General features: G+C 72.1%; 13 protein-coding genes. 6 read left to right on the top strand and 7 right to left on the bottom strand.

Features of this window, described 5'->3' with window-relative positions:
- Positions 1-27: 27 nt before the first annotated feature.
- Positions 28-525, bottom strand: a complete 498-nt coding sequence (locus J3A75_RS27460) for an aminoacyl-tRNA deacylase (RefSeq protein WP_053621252.1) — start codon at positions 523-525, stop codon at positions 28-30.
- A gap of 11 nt (positions 526-536) precedes the next feature.
- Positions 537-1,415: a class A beta-lactamase gene (gene bla / locus J3A75_RS27455; protein WP_071000084.1), complete on the bottom strand. Its 879-nt coding sequence runs from the start codon at positions 1,413-1,415 to the stop codon at positions 537-539.
- Positions 1,416-1,536: 121 nt separating this feature from the next.
- Here bla and mnmE point away from each other — a divergent pair, with 121 nt between their 5' ends.
- Entirely contained in the window at positions 1,537-2,862 is a 1,326-nt protein-coding gene (gene mnmE, locus J3A75_RS27450; RefSeq protein WP_209650828.1) for a tRNA uridine-5-carboxymethylaminomethyl(34) synthesis GTPase MnmE, read from the top strand.
- 81 nt (positions 2,863-2,943) lie between these two features.
- On the opposite strand, the gene J3A75_RS27445 is transcribed toward mnmE, so the two are convergent.
- Both J3A75_RS27445 and J3A75_RS27440 read right to left on the bottom strand, forming a co-directional pair.
- A complete protein-coding gene (locus tag J3A75_RS27445) occupies positions 2,944-3,423 on the bottom strand; it encodes a hypothetical protein (RefSeq protein ID WP_071000082.1) in 480 nt (159 codons plus the stop codon).
- Positions 3,424-3,619: 196 nt separating this feature from the next.
- Complete coding sequence (locus J3A75_RS27440; protein WP_053621249.1) at positions 3,620-5,242, bottom strand: ABC-F family ATP-binding cassette domain-containing protein; 1,623 nt, start codon at positions 5,240-5,242, stop codon at positions 3,620-3,622.
- A 194-nt stretch (positions 5,243-5,436) separates the two neighbouring features.
- Here J3A75_RS27440 and J3A75_RS27435 point away from each other — a divergent pair, with 194 nt between their 5' ends.
- Positions 5,437-5,697 (top strand): hypothetical protein, encoded by a 261-nt coding sequence (locus J3A75_RS27435; protein WP_012321004.1) that lies wholly within the window; start codon positions 5,437-5,439, stop codon positions 5,695-5,697.
- Between the two features lie 136 nt (positions 5,698-5,833).
- Here the strand turns inward: J3A75_RS27435 and J3A75_RS27430 are convergent, their stop codons facing one another.
- Complete coding sequence (locus J3A75_RS27430) at positions 5,834-6,745, bottom strand: neutral zinc metallopeptidase (RefSeq protein WP_024828987.1); 912 nt, start codon at positions 6,743-6,745, stop codon at positions 5,834-5,836.
- Between the two features lie 155 nt (positions 6,746-6,900).
- Positions 6,901-7,800 (bottom strand): uracil-DNA glycosylase family protein, encoded by a 900-nt coding sequence (locus J3A75_RS27425; RefSeq protein ID WP_085985318.1) that lies wholly within the window; start codon positions 7,798-7,800, stop codon positions 6,901-6,903.
- Between the two features lie 237 nt (positions 7,801-8,037).
- Here J3A75_RS27425 and J3A75_RS27420 point away from each other — a divergent pair, with 237 nt between their 5' ends.
- The 4 genes from J3A75_RS27420 (at position 8,038) to J3A75_RS27405 (ending at position 14,950) form a co-directional block, all read left to right on the top strand.
- A complete protein-coding gene (locus tag J3A75_RS27420) occupies positions 8,038-9,711 on the top strand; it encodes an electron transfer flavoprotein-ubiquinone oxidoreductase (protein WP_024828989.1) in 1,674 nt (557 codons plus the stop codon).
- 317 nt (positions 9,712-10,028) lie between these two features.
- Positions 10,029-11,897, top strand: coding sequence for a tetratricopeptide repeat protein (locus J3A75_RS27415; RefSeq protein WP_012321000.1), 1,869 nt, complete (start codon positions 10,029-10,031; stop codon positions 11,895-11,897).
- A gap of 168 nt (positions 11,898-12,065) precedes the next feature.
- Positions 12,066-13,016 carry an OmpA family protein gene (locus J3A75_RS27410; RefSeq protein ID WP_058606416.1) on the top strand — a complete coding sequence of 317 codons (951 nt, stop codon included), beginning with the start codon at positions 12,066-12,068 and terminating at the stop codon, positions 13,014-13,016.
- 260 nt (positions 13,017-13,276) lie between these two features.
- A complete protein-coding gene (locus tag J3A75_RS27405; protein ID WP_012320998.1) occupies positions 13,277-14,950 on the top strand; it encodes a formate--tetrahydrofolate ligase in 1,674 nt (557 codons plus the stop codon).
- An 81-nt stretch (positions 14,951-15,031) separates the two neighbouring features.
- Here J3A75_RS27405 and J3A75_RS27400 read toward each other — a convergent pair whose 3' ends face one another.
- Positions 15,032-16,399, bottom strand: a complete 1,368-nt coding sequence (locus J3A75_RS27400; RefSeq protein ID WP_012320997.1) for an 8-oxoguanine deaminase — start codon at positions 16,397-16,399, stop codon at positions 15,032-15,034.
- Positions 16,400-16,566 lie beyond the last annotated feature (167 nt).

Here is a 16,566-nt window from a genome sequence, read left to right as displayed (position 1 = left end):
CAGGGTAAACGGACGCTTACCGCGGGATCACGCGAGCGGCACGACGAGGGCGTTCAGGACGCCGACGAGGTCGCCCTCGGTCAGCCGGATCTGCAAGCCCCGGCCGCCGCCGTTGACGTGGATCTCGGCCGCCGGGTCGGTCAGGGATCCGGCGTCGATCGCCGTCGGGAAGGGGCGCTTCTGACCCAGGGGGCTGATCCCGCCGACATGGTAGCCGGTCAGCCGCTCGGCGTCGGCCGGCTTGAGCATGGACGCGGCCTTGCCCGAGAAGGCGGCGGCGACCCGCTTCATCGACACCTCCTTGTCGGAGGCCACGAGCAGGCAGACCGTCCGTCCGTCCACCGACGCCATCAGGGTCTTCAGCACGCGTCCCGGGTCCACACCGAGCGCCTCCGCGGCCTGCAGGCCGATGCGCGGGGCGTCCGGATCGTACGCGTAGACGTGGAGGCCGTGGCGGATGCCGGCCTTGTCGAGGGCGAGCGTGGCGCGGGTCGTCTTGGCAGATGTCTTGGCGGGCGTCTTCATGGCTCGTTCGGTCAGGTGGACTGGGCGCGCGCGGCGATGAGGCGGGCGATCTCCGCGTAGGCCGCCGCGCAGGTGTCGGGGGAGGCCGTCGATCCCGTGACGTAGACCGCCACGAGGATCGGCGCACGCCCCGGCGGCCGCAGGATCGCCACGTCGTTGACGGTGCCGTTGTCGCCGCTCCCGGTCTTGTCGCCCGCGCTCCAATCCGGCGGCAGGCCGGCCCGCAGGCGTTTCCGGCCGGTCTCGCAGGCGACCATCCAGGCCTCCAGCCGGTCGCGCGAGGCCGGCGACAGGGTCGTCCCGAGGAGGATCCGACCCAGGGTCGCCCGCATGGCGTCCGGCGTGGTCGTGTCGCGCGGGTCGCCGGGCAGGGCGGTGTTGAGGGTCGGCTCGGTCCGGTCGAGGCGGGTGACGGGATCGCCGGTCGTCCGCAGCCACGCGGTCAGCGCTGCGGGGCCGCCGAGATCCGCCAGGAGCAGGTTGGCGGCCGCGTTGTCGCTCCAGACCAGCGTCGCCGCGCACAGGTCGGCGACGCTCATCCGCCCGGTCCCGCCGCCGGCCTCCAGCGCCTTCCGGGTGACCGGGGCGTAGCTCAGGAGATCGCCGGGACCGTAGGTGACGATCCGGCCGAGGGTCTCGCGGCCGGCATCGACCCGCGCCAGGACCGCCGCCACCGCCAGGACCTTGAAGGTGCTGCACATCGGGAAGCGCGCGTCGGCGCGGTAGGCGGCGAGGACGCGGTCCGCCGAGGCGGCCGCGATCCCGAGGCGGCCACCGAGTCGGCGCTCGATCGCGGTCCAGTCCGGCTCCGCCTCGACGGCGCGCGCGGGGAGGGCGAAGGGCGCGGCGAGCAGGCCGAGGCCGACGGCGCGGCGGGTCCAGACGATCATGGCATCCCCGTTCGAGATCGCGGCCGCGCGCCCGGGCGCGTCACCGCGACGCCGGGATGGTATAGGGCGGCCGCGCGTGTTTCACGTGAAACTCCGCCCCTCCGCGCGGCCCTGTGGGACCATGAACGACACCGACACGCTCTTCGCCCCGGCCAGCGGCTTCGGCCGGGCCGCCGTCGCGGTCATCCGCATCAGCGGCCCGGCCGCGGGCGGCGTGCTCGCCACCCTGGGCGGCCGCCTGCCGACCCCGCGGCGGCTGTCCCTGCGGAGCCTCAGGGATCCGCGGGACGGCACCGAGCTCGACCGGGCGCTGGTGGCGTGGTTTCCCGGGCCGGACACCTACAGCGGCGAGGATATGGCGGAGCTGCACCTCCACGGCGGCGCGGCCGTGCGGATGCGCGTCCTCGCGACCCTCGCTCGCCTTCCCGGATGCCGGGCGGCCGAGCCCGGGGCGTTCACGCGGCGGGCGGTCCTCAACGGCCGGATGGATCTCGCCGAGGCGGAGGCCGTCGCCGACCTGATCGACGCCGAGACCGAGGGCCAGCGCCGGCAGGCCCTGCGCCAGCTCGACGGCGCGCTCAGCCGGCAGGTGGCCGCGTGGCGCGCGGAGGCGATCGACTGCCTCGCCGCCGCGGAGGCCGCGCTCGACTTCGCCGACGAGGGGGACGTGGACGATGCCGGGCTCGACGCCGCGCTGTTCGACCGCGCCGCGCGCCTGCGGGACGCGGTCGCCGCGACGCTGCGCGACGGCCACCGCGGCGAGCGCCTGCGCGAAGGCTTCACGGTGGTGCTGGCGGGGGCGCCCAACAGCGGGAAGTCGACCCTGCTGAACGCCCTGAGCCGGCGGGACGTCGCCATCGTGTCGGACAGCCCGGGGACGACCCGGGACGCCATCGAGGTGCGGCTCGACCTCGGCGGCCTGCCGGTCCTCCTGGTCGACACGGCCGGGCTCCGCGAGACCGCGGAGCCGATCGAGGCGCAGGGCATCGTGCGGACCCGGGCGCGGATCGACACGGCCGATCTGGTGGTCGCCCTCGTGCCCCCCGGCGGTGCTGTCCCGGATCTCGGGCCGGGACGCCGTCCGATCCTGATCGTCCGCACGAAGGCCGATCTTTTTGCCGGCTCACAGACCGCCGGCGACTCGGCCGACGTGACGGTCTCCGCACAGACCGGCGCCGGCATGGGCACCCTGCTCGACGCGATCCAGGCCGCGGCCGAGGACGGTCTCGGCACCGGCGACGCGCTGATCACCCGTGCCCGTCACAGGGCCGCGCTGGAGGCCTGCGTGGCCCATCTCGACCGCGTCTCCGGGAGCGCCGGCGGTCTGCCGGAGCTGGCCGCGGAGGACCTGCGGCTCGCGGTCCGGGCGCTGGGCGAGGTGGCCGGCCATGTCGGCGTCGAGGACGTCCTCGACCGGCTGTTCAGCGGCTTCTGCATCGGGAAGTAGATCTGTAGCTGGCAACCCATCGGGGCGGAAACCGGCCCGGCCGGGCGCCGTCGCCGGCTCCCGCAGCCCTGCGCGGCGGCGCTACCGGGGAATCCGCAGGATCCGCGGCCGCCAGATCCCGAGCGCGACGTTCGCGGTCGCGACCGCCAGCAGGACCCACAGGGTGCCGCGCTCGCCGGTCAGCGAGACGGCCAGCGCCGCCGGATCGCCGAGGCCCGCGAGCGCGCGGGCGCTCCGCTCCGCCTCCTGCTTCATCGGGCCCTGCACGTAGACCAGCCCGCCCTCGAACATCAGGACCCCGGTGGCGAGCTTCAGCCAGGCCCACCCGGCATTGAGGAAGGTGCGGTTCAGCGCCATCGCCAGCAGGCCGGACATCAGCGTCACCGCCAGGGCGGGCAGGAAGATCCAGGTGGCGACGGCGCCCATGGCGCCCCGCGTCGCCGCGTAGCCCGCCAGGGCGGACGGCGCGGGCGACAGGCTCAGCATGACGACCAAGGACGCCATGGCCCCCAGCAGCCCCGCGGACCCCATCGTGTGGAGGAACTTCAGCAGGCGTCGCACGGCGTCTCACCCGGGCCGTTTCGGCGCAGCCTAGCGCGGGGCATCGGGGGGCGATAGCGGCGCGCCGGTCGCAGGGCTTCCGGCCGAATCCCCCGCCGTCCCCGCGAGCGGAGCGACGCCGTCCAGCCGCGCCACGCTGATCGAGGTCGCGCTGCCCTGGGGCGCCTCGCTGCGCTCGCGACGACGGCGTGGCCCCTCAGCTGCGCAGGCCGGGCGCCTCCTGGCCGGTGCGGGCCACGTACTCGGTGTAGCCGCCGCCGTACTGGTGGATGCCCTCCGGGGTCACCTCGAGCACCCGGTTCGAGAGGGCGGCCAGAAAATGCCGGTCGTGGGACACGAACAGCATCGTCCCCTCATAGTTGGCCAGCGCCTCGATCAGCATCTCCTTGGTGCCCATGTCGAGGTGGTTGGTCGGCTCGTCGAGCACCAGGAAGTTCGGCGGGTCGTAGAGCATCAGCGCCATGACCAGCCGGGCCTTCTCGCCGCCCGAGAGCACCCGGCAGCGCTTCTCGACGTCGTCGCCCGAGAAGCCGAAGCAGCCGGCCAGCGCCCGCAGGGACCCCTGGCCGGCCTGCGGGAAGGCATCCTCCAGGGTCTGGAACACGGTGCGGTCGCCGTCGAGCAGGTCCATGGCGTGCTGGGCGAAGTAGCCGAGCTTCACGCTGCCGCCGACCGTGACCGAGCCGTCGTCGGGCGCGGTGGTGCCGGTGACGAGCTTCAGCAGCGTCGACTTGCCGGCGCCGTTGATGCCCATCACGCACCAGCGCTCCTTGCGCCGCACCGAGAAGTCGAGCCCCTCGTAGATCGTGCGGCTGCCGTAGCGCTTGTTCACGCCCTTGAGCATCACGACGTCGTCGCCCGAGCGGGGCGCCGGCTGGAACTCGAACGCCACCGATTGCCGCCGCCGGGGCGGCTCGACCCGCTCGATCTTGTCGAGCTTCTTCACCCGGCTCTGCACCTGGGCGGCGTGGGAGGCCCGGGCCTTGAACCGCTCGATGAAGGCGATCTCCTTCGCCAGCATGGCCTGCTGGCGCTCGTACTGCGCCTGGGCCTGCGCCTCGTTGAGCTTCCGCTGGCCCTCGTAGAAGGCGTAGTCGCCCGAGTAGGTGGTGAGCGCGCCGGCGTCGATCTCGATGATCTTGGTGACGATGCGGTTCATGAACTCGCGGTCGTGCGAGGTCATCAGCAGGGCGCCGTCGTAGCCCTTCAGGAACGATTCGAGCCAGATCAGGCTCTCGATGTCGAGGTGGTTCGACGGCTCGTCGAGGAGCATCACGTCCGGGCGCATCAGCAGGATGCGGGCGAGGGCGACGCGCATCTTCCAGCCGCCCGAGAGGGCGCCGACGTCGCCGTCCATCATCTCCTGGCTGAAGCTCAGCCCGTCGAGCACCTCACGGGCCCGGCCCTCCAGGGCGTAGCCGTCGAGCTCCTCGAACCGGGCCTGGACCTCGCCGTAGCGCTCGACCAGGGCGTCCATCTCGTCGGCGCGGTCCGGGTCGGCGAGCGCCGCGCCGAGCTCGGCGAGCTCGGCCGCCACCGCGCTCACCGGGCCGGCGCCGTCCATCACCTCGGTGACGACGCTGCGCCCCGACATCTCGCCGACATCCTGACTGAAATAGCCGATGGTGATGCCCCGGTCGGCGGCGACCTGCCCCTCGTCGGGCTGCTCCTGGCCGATGATCATCCGGAACAGGGTGGTCTTGCCGGCCCCGTTCGGGCCGACCAGGCCGACCTTCTCGCCCCGCTGCAGGGCGGCCGAGGCCTCGATGAAGACGAGCTGCCGCCCGTTCTGCTTGGTGATCTTGTCCAGGCGTATCATGGGGCGGGCGCTGTCCGGGAGGTCGCTGTCCGGAAGGTGTCCGGGAGTATCCCGGCCGCTTACGGCATCGGCCGACGCGGCGCAAAGGCGGGGTGCCGCAGTGCGGGATAACGCTTGCGTCCGGCGCAGGCCTGGGCGCATCCCGGGACCCAGGATCAGGCTCGGCCGTTGCCCTGGGCAACAAGAGGATCGCGATGCTGTTCGGTTGGTGGATGACGGGCCTGGACATGGCCATGCTGGGGCTGGAGGCGCAGGGCGTCATCGCGCAGCGCATGGCGATGTTCGCCCTCGGCGGCCCGGCGGCCCAGGCCGAGGCGCAGCTCATGGTGACCGAGAAGATGCTGGCCGCCGGCGAGGCGGCGCTCATGCTCGCCGCGGGCGCCTCGAACGGCAAGGTGATCCGCAGCTACCGGCGGAAGGTCCAGGCCAACGCCCGGCGGCTGAGCCGGGGCTGAGGCGCGTGCCCGCCGGGTTTGATCGCGAACGCGGCGCGGCGATCCAGCGGCGCCGCAGCGGACGACGGCGTGCTGCCCCGGGCCGCGTCGCTCCGCTCGCGACGACGGAGCCAGCTCGCGCAGCCGCGAGCCGGCCTCAGTTGTTGGCCGTCCGGAACGTGTCGCAGGACTTGGTCTGGCCGCTCTTGTAGCCGGCCATGAACCAGCGCTGGCGCTGGGCCGAGGAGCCGTGGGTGAAGGAATCCGGCACCACGTAGCCCCGCGAGCGCTGCTGGAGCGCGTCGTCGCCGATCTGCGCGGCGGCGTTCAGCGCCTCGTCGATGTCGCCCTTGTCGAGCTCGGCGTACTTGTCGTTGGAGTTCTTGGCCCAGACGCCGGCGAGGCAGTCGGCCATCAGCTCGATCCGCACCGAGAGGGCGTTCGCCTCGGTCTTGCTGGAGGCCTGCTGCTGGCGGGCCTGGACCTTGCCGAGGATGCCGAGCACGTCCTGGACGTGGTGGCCGACCTCGTGGGCGATCACGTACGCGTAGGCGAAGTCGCCCTTCACGCCGAACTTCGAGGCCATCTCCTTGAAGAAGCCGGTGTCCAGATAGACCTTCTTGTCGAGCGGGCAGTAGAACGGGCCCATGGCGGCCTGGGCCGAGCCGCAGCCGGAGCGGGTGCCGCCGGTGTAGAGCACCAGCGTCGTCGGGGTGTACTGCTTGCCGGTCTGCTGCGGCAGGATCTGGCTCCACACGTCCTCGGTGTTGCCGAGGATCTTCGAGGCGAACCGGCCGCTCTCGTCGGTGGGCGCCTGGCGCCGCTTGGCCTGGGTCTGCGGGTCGACCTGCTCCTGCTGGCTGCGGCCGCCGCCGCCGATCTGCTGGGCCCCGCCGATCAGGATCGCCGGGTTAATGCCCGTGAAGTAGCTGATGATCAGCAGCACCACGATGGTGCCGATGCCGAGCCCGCCGGCGCCGCCGCCGGGAAAGCCCATGCCGCCCCCGCCGCCGCCTTCACCGCGCCGATCCTCGACGTTGTCCGAGCTGCGTAGATCTTCCCAGCGCATGGTTGGGTCCCGCCATCGATGCTGCGCCGGCCGCCCCGGGCAGCCCACGATTTGCTGTGCGTCGTCGTGTCCGGCCGCCGGGGCACCGGCAGCGGGAACGAAGCTCTAATGGCGGGAGGGGAGAGCCGGTTCCGTCACCCCGGTCAAGCTCGCGGTCACGCTTTCCCGTCGAGGAGGGCGCGCAGGGACCGGAAATCCCGCCACGCCAGCCGCTTCTGGACCGGCTGGCGCAGCAGGAAGGCGGGGTGGAGGGTGGCGAGCAGCTTCACCTCGCGGTTCGGCAGCTTGTACGGGAACAGCCGGCCGCGGGTCCGCAGGATGCCGTCCTTGGTGCCGGTCAGCGTCTGGGTCGCGGGCGCGCCGAGGCAGACGATGATGTCCGGGTCGACGAGTTCGATCTGGCGCTCCACGAAGGGCCGGCAGACCGCCACCTCCTGGGGGGTCGGGTTGCGGTTGCCCGGCGGCCGCCAGGGCACGATGTTGCCGATATAGGCGCTCGTCCGGTCGAGCCCGACCGCCTTCATCATCTTGTCGAGGAGCTGGCCCGAGCGGCCCATGAACGGCTTGCCGATCCGGTCCTCGTCGGCGCCGGGCGCCTCGCCGAGAAACATCACCCGCGCCTCGGGATTGCCGTCGGCGAAGACGAGGTTCTTCGCCGTGAAGCGCAGCGGGCAGGCGTCGAAATCCGCGAGAATCCGCTCGAGCTCGTCGAGGGACTTGGCCTGCCGCGCCCGGGCGCGGGCGTCGCTCGCGGCCTCGTCGGGCTGGGCGCTGGCGGCGCGGCCGAAGGTGCGCGGCGCCGCGGCCGGCGGGGCCGGCGGGGCCGAGCCCGGGGGCGGCACGAGCGTGTTGGCGACGGGGCTGACGGGCTGCTCGGCGGCCCGGGGCGCTGCACGGCGCGGCGCGCGCAGGGTAGGCGCGGGCGCGTCGGCCTCGCTGAAGCGGTCGTGCGGGTGCTCGTCGAGCGCCGCGTCGGCACCGGCCTCCACGTGGAAGTCGAGATAGGCGATCAGGTCGGCTTGCGCGTCGGTGGAGCTCGGCATGGGACTCAGCATGTGGGATCGCCGGGGCCTGTGGACAACTCGCCGAATCGCTCCGGGTGGCAAGGACTTGCGTGACCGAACAGCGCGGCGCGGCACAGCGCTGTGACGCCGTTCCCCGCGGCAAAGGGAACTTTGCCTCGAGCTTGAGCGTCGGCAACTTGCCTTTCTAGCTTGGAATCGCTTGAGACGGCATCAGGAAGGCCGGCCCGGCGACGAACCGGGCGCCGGAACAAGAAAAGGAACCTGAGGATGGCGCTGCCCGAACGCGAGAGCATGGATTTCGACGTGGTCGTGGTGGGCGCCGGCCCGGCCGGCCTCGCCACCGCGATCCGCCTGAAGCAGCGCGCCGCCGAGATCGGCGAGGAGATCTCGGTCGTCGTCGTCGAGAAGGGCTCGGAGGTCGGCGCCCACATCCTGTCGGGGGCGGTGATCGACCCGATCGGCCTGGATCGCCTGCTGCCCGAGTGGCGCACCGACCCGGAGCGTCCGCTGAAGACCGAGGTCCAGCGCGACGAGTTCATGATGCTCACCAAGAACAGCGGCATCACCCTGCCGAACGTGTTCTTCCCCAAGCTGATGTCGAACCACGGCAACTTCGTCGGCTCGCTGTCCAACACCTGCAAGTATCTCGGCGTGCAGGCCGAGGCGCTCGGCGTCGAGATCTATCCGGGCTTCCCGGCCTCCGAGGTGCTGTTCGACGAAAACGGCGCCGTGGCGGGCATCGCCACGGGCGATCTCGGCATCGGCAAGTCCGGCGAGCCGCGCGACGACTACACCCGCGGCATGGAGCTGCGCGGCAAGTACACGGTGTTCGGCGAGGGCGCCCGGGGCAACCTGACCAAGGGGCTGATCCGGCGCTTCGAGCTCAACCGGCACAGCGACCACTTCAAGTACGGGCTCGGCGTGAAGGAGCTCTGGCAGCTCGCCCCCGGCAAGTTCGAGCCCGGCCTCGTGCAGCACACGATGGGCTGGCCGCTGCCCAACAGGGCCGGCGGCGGCTCATGGCTCTATCACTTCGACGACCACCTGCTCTCGGTCGGCTTCGTCACGCACCTGAACTACGAGAACCCGACCCTGTCGCCGTTCGAGGAGTTCCAGCGCTTCAAGACCCACCCGATGATCGCCGAGACCTTCGAGGGCGCCAAGCGCATCGGCTACGGCGCGCGGGCCATCATGGAGGGCGGCTGGCAGTCCGTGCCGAAGCTGGTCTTCCCGGGTGGGTGCCTCGTCGGCTGCTCGGCGGGCTTCGTGAACGTGCCGCGGATCAAGGGCTCGCACAACGCGATCCTGTCCGGCATGCAGGCGGCCGACGCCATCGCGGACGCCCTGAAGGCGGGCCGCGCCGGCGACGAGCTCACCGCCTACGAGGCCGGCTGGCGCGACAGCCCGATCGGGCAGGACCTGAAGGCGGTGCGCAACGTCAAGCCGCTCTGGTCCAAGTACGGGACGCTGGTCGGCGTGGGGCTCGGCGGGATCGACATGTGGGCGACCAGCATCCTCGGCGCCTCGCCGTTCGGCACGCTCTCGCACGGCAAGCCGGATCACGCCTGCCTCAAGCCGCTCTCGGAGGTGACGCCGATCGTCTACCCGAAGCCGGACGGCAAGCTGACCTTCGACCGGCTCTCCTCGGTCTACCTGTCGAACACCAACCACGAGGAGGACCAGCCGCCCCACCTGAAGGTCCGCGACCTGGAGCTGCAGAAGCGCTCCGAGCACGACGTCTACGGCGGGCCCTCGGGCCGCTACTGCCCGGCCGGCGTCTACGAGTGGGTGGAGGATGCCTCCGCCAGCGACGGGGTGCGCTACCAGATCAACGCGCAGAACTGCGTCCACTGCAAGACCTGCGACATCAAGGATCCGAACCAGAACATCGACTGGGTGACGCCGGAGGGCCCGGGCGGGCCGAACTACCCGAACATGTGAGGCGGAGCTTCGCCGGAGCTTCGTCGGAGCGCCTCGGGCGCTCGGTCGTCCTCGCGCGCGGAGCGATCCGGCGGCGCCCCGCTTGCCGCGGTCGCGCATCTCTGGGTCGCTTCGCTTCGCCCGCGATGACGGAGGCGTGACCCGGGGCGGGGACGGGTCACCGAGCCCCGGCGCTTCCCGATCGGGAGGCGCGCCATCCTTTCGCCTTGCGGGGCTGGCGGGATGGGTTCAGTGTCCCCAACGTTTTTTCGGGGATGCCCCGCCATTCTCGCGCCCGGCCCTCTCGTGAGCCGGCGCCCAGGAGCCGCGATCGGTTCATGATGATGACACGCGCCCGCCGGAGCGTTTCGGCGCTCGCCCTGCTGCTCGCCGCCGGGCTTCCGCAGACCGTGCTCGCGGCGCAGCCGAAGGAATCGACCCCGGTGCTCGACTACGAGCCCGCGGACTCGCTCGAGGGCAACTTCCTCTCCGCCTACATCGCGGGCGCGTCGCGGGACACGGCGGCGGCGGCGACCTTCTACCGCGAGGCGGTGAAGGCCGACCCGCGCAACGCGGAACTCGTCGAGCGCGCCTTCATCTCGCTGCTGGCCGACGGTGCCCTGCCGGACGCGTTCCGCACCGCCGAGAAGCTGATCGCCCGCGATCCGACCAACGGCCTCGCCAACCTCTCCCTCGGGGTGCGCCAGATCAAGGCCGGCCAGTGGGCCGCCGCCCGCCAGAACTTCTCCCGGAGCGGCCGGGGTGCTGCGACCGACCTGACCGCGACGCTGCTGACCGCGTGGTCCTACGCGGGCGCGGGCGACGGCAAGAAGGCGCTGGAGACGGTCAACAAGCTCCGGGGCGAGCGCTACTACAACACCTTCCGCGACTACCACGCCGGCCTGATCGCCTCGGTGACCGGCGACAACGCCGAGGCCGAGCGCCGGCTCAAGGCCGCCTACGACGCCGACCACAACACCCTGCGCATCGTCGACGCCTACGCCCGGATGGAGGCCAGCCTCGGCCGCACCGACCTGGCGATCCAGGCCTATTCCGACTTCGACCAGCTCTCGCCGCGCCACCCGCTCGTGCGCGACGCCCTCGAGAAGCTGAAGGAGGGCAAGCCGCTCACCCGGCTGATCGGCACCGCCCAGGAGGGCGCCGCCGAGGTGCTGTACGGGCTCGGCTCGGCCGGCTCGACCCAGGGCGACGAGCTGCCCGCGGTGATCTACCTGCGGCTGGCGCTCTACCTCGCCCCCGACCACGCCCTCGCGCGGCTGACGCTCGCCGACACGCTGGACCGGATGAAGCAGCCCGAGCGCGCCAACGAGGCCTACGCGCAGATCCCGGCCAACTCCCCGCTCAAGCTCAACGCCGACATCCAGATCGGCCTGAACCTGGAGCAGATGGGCAAGGGCGACGAGGCGCTCGCCCATCTCGACGCGGCGATGAAAGCCCACCCGGACGACATCGACGTCATCACGGCGCTCGGCAACGTCCAGCGCGCCCGCAAGAAGTACGAGGAGGCGGCGGCCACCTACACCCGCGCCATCGACCTGATCGGCGACCGGCCGCAATCCAACTACTGGACGACCTACTATTTCCGCGGCACCGCCTACGAGCGCGCCAAGCAGTGGCCGAAGGCCGAGGCCGACCTGAAGAAGGCCCTGTCGCTGGTGCCCGCCAACCAGCCCGCCGCCAAGGCGCAGGTGATGAACTACCTCGGCTATTCCTGGGTCGACCAGAACATCAACATCGACGAGGCGTTCAAGCTGCTGCAGCAGGCCGCCGACGCGAGCCCCCGGGACGGCATGATCGTCGACAGCCTCGGCTGGGCCTATTACCGCCTCGGCCGCTGGGACGACGCGGTGCGCGAGCTGGAGAAGGCGGTCGAGCTGAAGCCCGGCGATCCGACCATCAACGACCACCTCGGCGACGCCTACTGGCGCTCGGGCCGGCGCCTCGAGGGCAAGTTCCAGTGGCAGCACGCCAAGGACCTGAACCCCGAGCCGGACGACCTCGCGCAGATCAACGCGAAGCTGAAGGACGGGCTGCCCGACATCGAGAAGCCGACCGCCACCGCCGAGACGGTGCCGGCCCCGGTCGCCGCCCCGCACAACGCCGAGAACCCGGAGCTGCCGAAGGGCGCGCCCCAGCCGCACGAGGCGCCGGGCTCGGCCGACAAGGCCAAGAAGTCGGGGGGCTAGGGCTCCCGCCCGATCCCGCCTCGGGGCGGTGCGGCTGCCGCGCCGTCCCGACGATCGTCCGCCGGCCCGTCGCGGCTTCGGGCGCCCGGGGCCGTAGGTCGTGAGACCTAATTGCCTCCCGATTGGCCCCCGCTATCGTCGCGCCTCCGCAACGTGCCGGAGTGCGACGTGAGAGCGCTGAAGCCTGTCCGGATCCTGCTGACCCTCGCCTGCGCGGCGTCCGGGATCGGGGCCGCACCCGCGCGCGCGCAGGACGCGCCGGCGGCCTTCGCGATCGATGCGGTGCCCGTCTCGGACGCGCCGCTCGGCCGCTTCCCCTACTTCGCGCTGCCCGACGGCTACCAGCCGCTGAACCCGCCCGAGACGCGCGCGTTCGGGCATTTCCCGTTCTGGACCGGGACGGCGCTGCACGACGTCGAGGGCCGGGTCTTCCTGTCCCTGATCGGCCCCAGGGAGGGCAAGACCTACGCCTCCTACGAGCTGAGGAAGAACATCGAGGCCGTGCTGACCCAGGCCGGCGGCCGGAAGATCGCCGACGGCCGGATCCCCGGCTCCGTGACCGAGACGCTGCCGGAGGACATCCGGGTCGGGATGTACGAGGGCCTGGGCAACGTCTACGGCGCGCCGGTGCAGACCTGGGTGATCCGCCGCCCGGACCGGCAGATCTGGGTGCATTTCGTGCCCGACAGCAACGGCGCGGCCTGGACGATCCTCGAGACGAAGCCGTTCGTCCAGACCGCCGCCCTCCTGCCCGCCGAGCGGCTGAAGCAGGATCTCGACAAGACCGGGAAGGCGGTGATCCAGGTCAACTTCGCCACCGACAGGACCGAGATCCTGCCGGCCTCCGCCCCGCAGATCGACGCGGTGGCGGCCCTGCTGCGGACGGATCCCGGCCTGCGGCTCGCCATCAACGGCTACACGGACGGGGCCGGGGCCGCCGCGCACAACCAAGCCCTGTCCGACGGCCGCGCCAAGGCGGTCGTGGCGAGGCTCGTCGGCGCCGGCATCGCGAAGGACCGGCTGAGGGCCGAGGGCTTCGGGGCCGCCAGCCCGGTCGCCTCCAACGACAGCGCGGCGGGGCGGGCGCAGAACCGGCGCGTCGAGCTGGTCAAGTTCTGACGGGCGCGGATGGCGGGCGCCGCTCGACGCCGGTCTCGGACGGCCGATCCGGGCCCGCTCCGGCGCCTGAGCAGGGGACAGCGCGATCGACAAGAGTATTTTGTCCGCCAGCTCATAAAAATCGACGCGCATTTTCGCGGGCTTTGACGCACAGTGCGTGGCCGTTCGCGGGCGGCCATGCCGCAGCCCGCACGGCAGGAGATTCGCACGGCAAGAGCCGGCGGGCGGGCAGCGTGCCCGCGACCCAGGGAGGAAGGCCCATGCCGTCAGACATCGAGATTGCCCGCGCCGCGACCCTGAAGCCGATCGCGCAGGTCGCCGAGAAGCTCGGCATCCCGGATGACGCGCTCCACAATTACGGCAAGCACATCGCCAAGATCGACCACGGCTACATCGCCGGGCTGGAGAGCCGGAAGCCCGGCAAGCTCGTGCTGGTGACGGCGATCTCCCCGACCCCGGCCGGCGAGGGCAAGACCACCACCACGGTGGGCCTCGGCGACGCGCTGAACCGCATCGGCGAGAAGACCATGATCTGCCTGCGCGAGCCCTCGCTCGGGCCGTGCTTCGGCATGAAAGGGGGCGCTGCCGGCGGCGGCAAGGCGCAGGTCGTGCCGATGGAGCAGATCAACCTGCACTTCACCGGCGACTTCCACGCCATCACGTCGGCCCACAGCCTCGCGGCCGCGCTGATCGACAACCACGTCTACTGGGCGAACGAGCTCAACATCGACGTCCGCCGCATCCACTGGCGCCGGGTCGTCGACATGAACGACCGCGCGCTGCGCGCGATCACCCAGTCGCTGGGCGGCGTCGCCAACGGCTTCCCCCGCGAGGACGGGTTCGACATCACGGTGGCCTCCGAGGTGATGGCGGTGTTCTGCCTCGCCAAGGACCTCGCCGACCTGGAGGAGCGCCTCGGCCGGATCGTCATCGCCGAGACCCGCGACCGCAAGCTCGTCACCCTCAAGGACGTGAAGGCGACCGGCGCCATGACGGTGCTGCTCAAGGACGCCCTGCAGCCGAACCTCGTGCAGACGCTCGAGGGCAACCCGGCGCTGATCCACGGCGGCCCCTTCGCCAACATCGCCCACGGATGCAACTCGGTGATCGCCACGCGGGCCGGCCTGCGGCTCGCCGACTACACCGTGACGGAGGCCGGCTTCGGCGCCGATCTCGGCGCCGAGAAGTTCCTGGACATCAAGTGCCGGCAGGCGGGGCTGACCCCGTCGGCCGTGGTGGTGGTGGCGACGATCCGCGCCCTCAAGATGCACGGCGGCGTCGACAAGAAGAACCTCGGGGCCGAGAACATCGACGCCCTGGAGAAGGGCTTCGCCAACCTCGCCCGGCACGTCACCAACCTGCGCGGCTTCGGCCTGCCGGTGGTGGTCGGCGTCAACCACTTCCACGCCGACACCGAGGCCGAGCACGCCAAGCTCAAGGAACTGTGCCGCGAGCGGCTCGACGTCGAGGCGATCACCTGCCGCCACTGGGCCGAGGGCGGCGCCGGGGCCGAGGAGCTCGCCCGCGCGGTGGTGAAGCTCAGCCAGGCCGAGCCGGCGCCGATCCGCCACGCCTACGAGACCGAGAGCCGCCTCACCGACAAGATCCGGGCGATCGCCACCAAGCTGTACGGCGCCGCCGACATCCAGATCGAGACGAAGGCCGCCGGCAAGCTCGCCACCTTCGAGAAGGACGGCTACGGCCACCTGCCGATCTGCATGGCCAAGACCCAGTACTCGTTCTCCACCGACCCGACCCTGATGGGCGCCCCCGAGGGCCACATCGTCGGCGTGCGCGACGTCCGCCTCTCGGCCGGCGCCGGCTTCGTGGTGGCGATCTGCGGGGAGATCATGACCATGCCGGGCCTGCCCCGGGTGCCGGCCGCCGACACGATCCGGCTGGACGCCAACGGCCAGATCGACGGGCTGTTCTGAGGATCGCGCGCGGGGCCCGCCCACGGGCGGGCCCCGCCGTTCGTCTTCGCGAGCGGAGCGGGCCGGATCGGGGGCCGCGCGCTACGCGGTCCCGAACAGCTCCACCGCCAGCCGGGAATGGGCCTCGCGGAGCGCGCCGAGATCGACCCCGAGCGGCTGCCCGTCGATCACCCGCCACTGACCCGCAACCATCACCCGGTCGGCCCGGGTGGCGCCGCACAGGACCAGGGCCGCCAGCGGGTCGTGGGCGCCGGAGAAGCGCAGCTCGTCCAGGGTGAACAGCGCGAGGTCGGCCTCGCGACCCGGCGCGATCCGGCCGATGTCGGAGCGGCCGAGGCAGGCGGCCGAGCCCTCGGTCGCCCAGCGCAGGGCGTCCAGGTGCGTCACGGCCTCCGCCCCGTAGCTGAGCCGGTTGATCAGCAGGGCGTGGCGCACGCCCTCCATCAGGTTCGAGCTGTCGTTCGAGGCCGAGCCGTCGACGCCGAGGCCCACGGGCGCGCCCGCCGCCTCCAGCTCGCAGGTGCGGCATCTGCCCGAGGCCAGGGTCATGTTCGAGGTCGGGCAGTGGCAGACGCCCACGCCGGCCCTGCCGAGCCGCGCGACCTCGGCATCGTCGAAGTGGATGCCGTGGGCGAGCCAGACCCGGTCGCTCAGCCAGCCGACCTCTTCGAGGTACTCCACCGGGCGGCAGCCGAACATCTGCTGGCAGTAGGCGTCCTCGTCCCGCGTCTCGCCGAGATGGGTGTGCAGCCGGCACCCGTGCCGGGCCGCGAGCGCCGCGCTCTCGCGCATCAGGCGCCCGGTCACCGCGAAGGGCGAGCAGGGGGCGAGCGCGACCTGCACCATCGCGCCGGGGCCGGGGTCGTGGAACAGGTTCAGCACCCGCTCGCAATCGGCGAGGATCGCGTCGTCGTCCTGGGTCAGGCTCTCGGGCGGCAGACCGCCCTCGCGGTCGGACAGGCTCATGGAGCCGCGGGTGATCGCGGCCCGGACCCCGAGGCTCCGCGCCTCCGCGACCTGGATGTCCATCGACGCTTCCAGGCCCTTCGGGAACAGGTAGTGGTGGTCGCCCGCCGTGGTGCAACCCGAGAGCAGCAGTTCGGTGAAGGCGACCCGGGTGGCGAGCCGGAACGCCTCGGGGGTGATCCGCCCCCAGACGGTGTAGAGCGCCTTCAGCCAGGGGAAGAGCGGCTTGTTGATCGCCAGCGGATGGGCGCGGGTCAGCGTCTGGAAGGCGTGGTGGTGGGTGTTGATGAGCCCCGGGATGACCACGTGGCGCGACGCGTCGAAGACCGCGTCGACGGGCGCGGCGGGCCGCGCGCCCGCCGGCACGCACTCGACGATCCGGGTGCCCGCCACGACGATCCCGCCGCCGGCGCCCTCGGCCAGGACGGCGCGCGGATCGCGGATCCAGAGGCGGTCCGGTCCCGGTTCAGCTGCCTCGGCCATGCGCGTCCGCTCCCGTCGCCCGAGGGGCCTGCGTAGCGGAGGTGCCGGACCGGCGGCAATCCCGCGGGATCGCGCTTGGGGATCCGCGTCGGTCGGCGCCCCGGCCGCCCCGGCCAGGGTTGACGGGCCCGGGCCGCCTTGAGAAACGTCATGGGGACTGACCTATC

It is taken from the genome of Methylobacterium sp. PvP105 (genome assembly GCF_017876975.1).
Taxonomy (GTDB): Bacteria; Pseudomonadota; Alphaproteobacteria; order Rhizobiales; family Beijerinckiaceae; genus Methylobacterium; species Methylobacterium radiotolerans.
The sequence above is the reverse complement of the archived record's forward strand: the minus strand, read 5'-3'. Positions and strand labels throughout refer to the sequence as shown.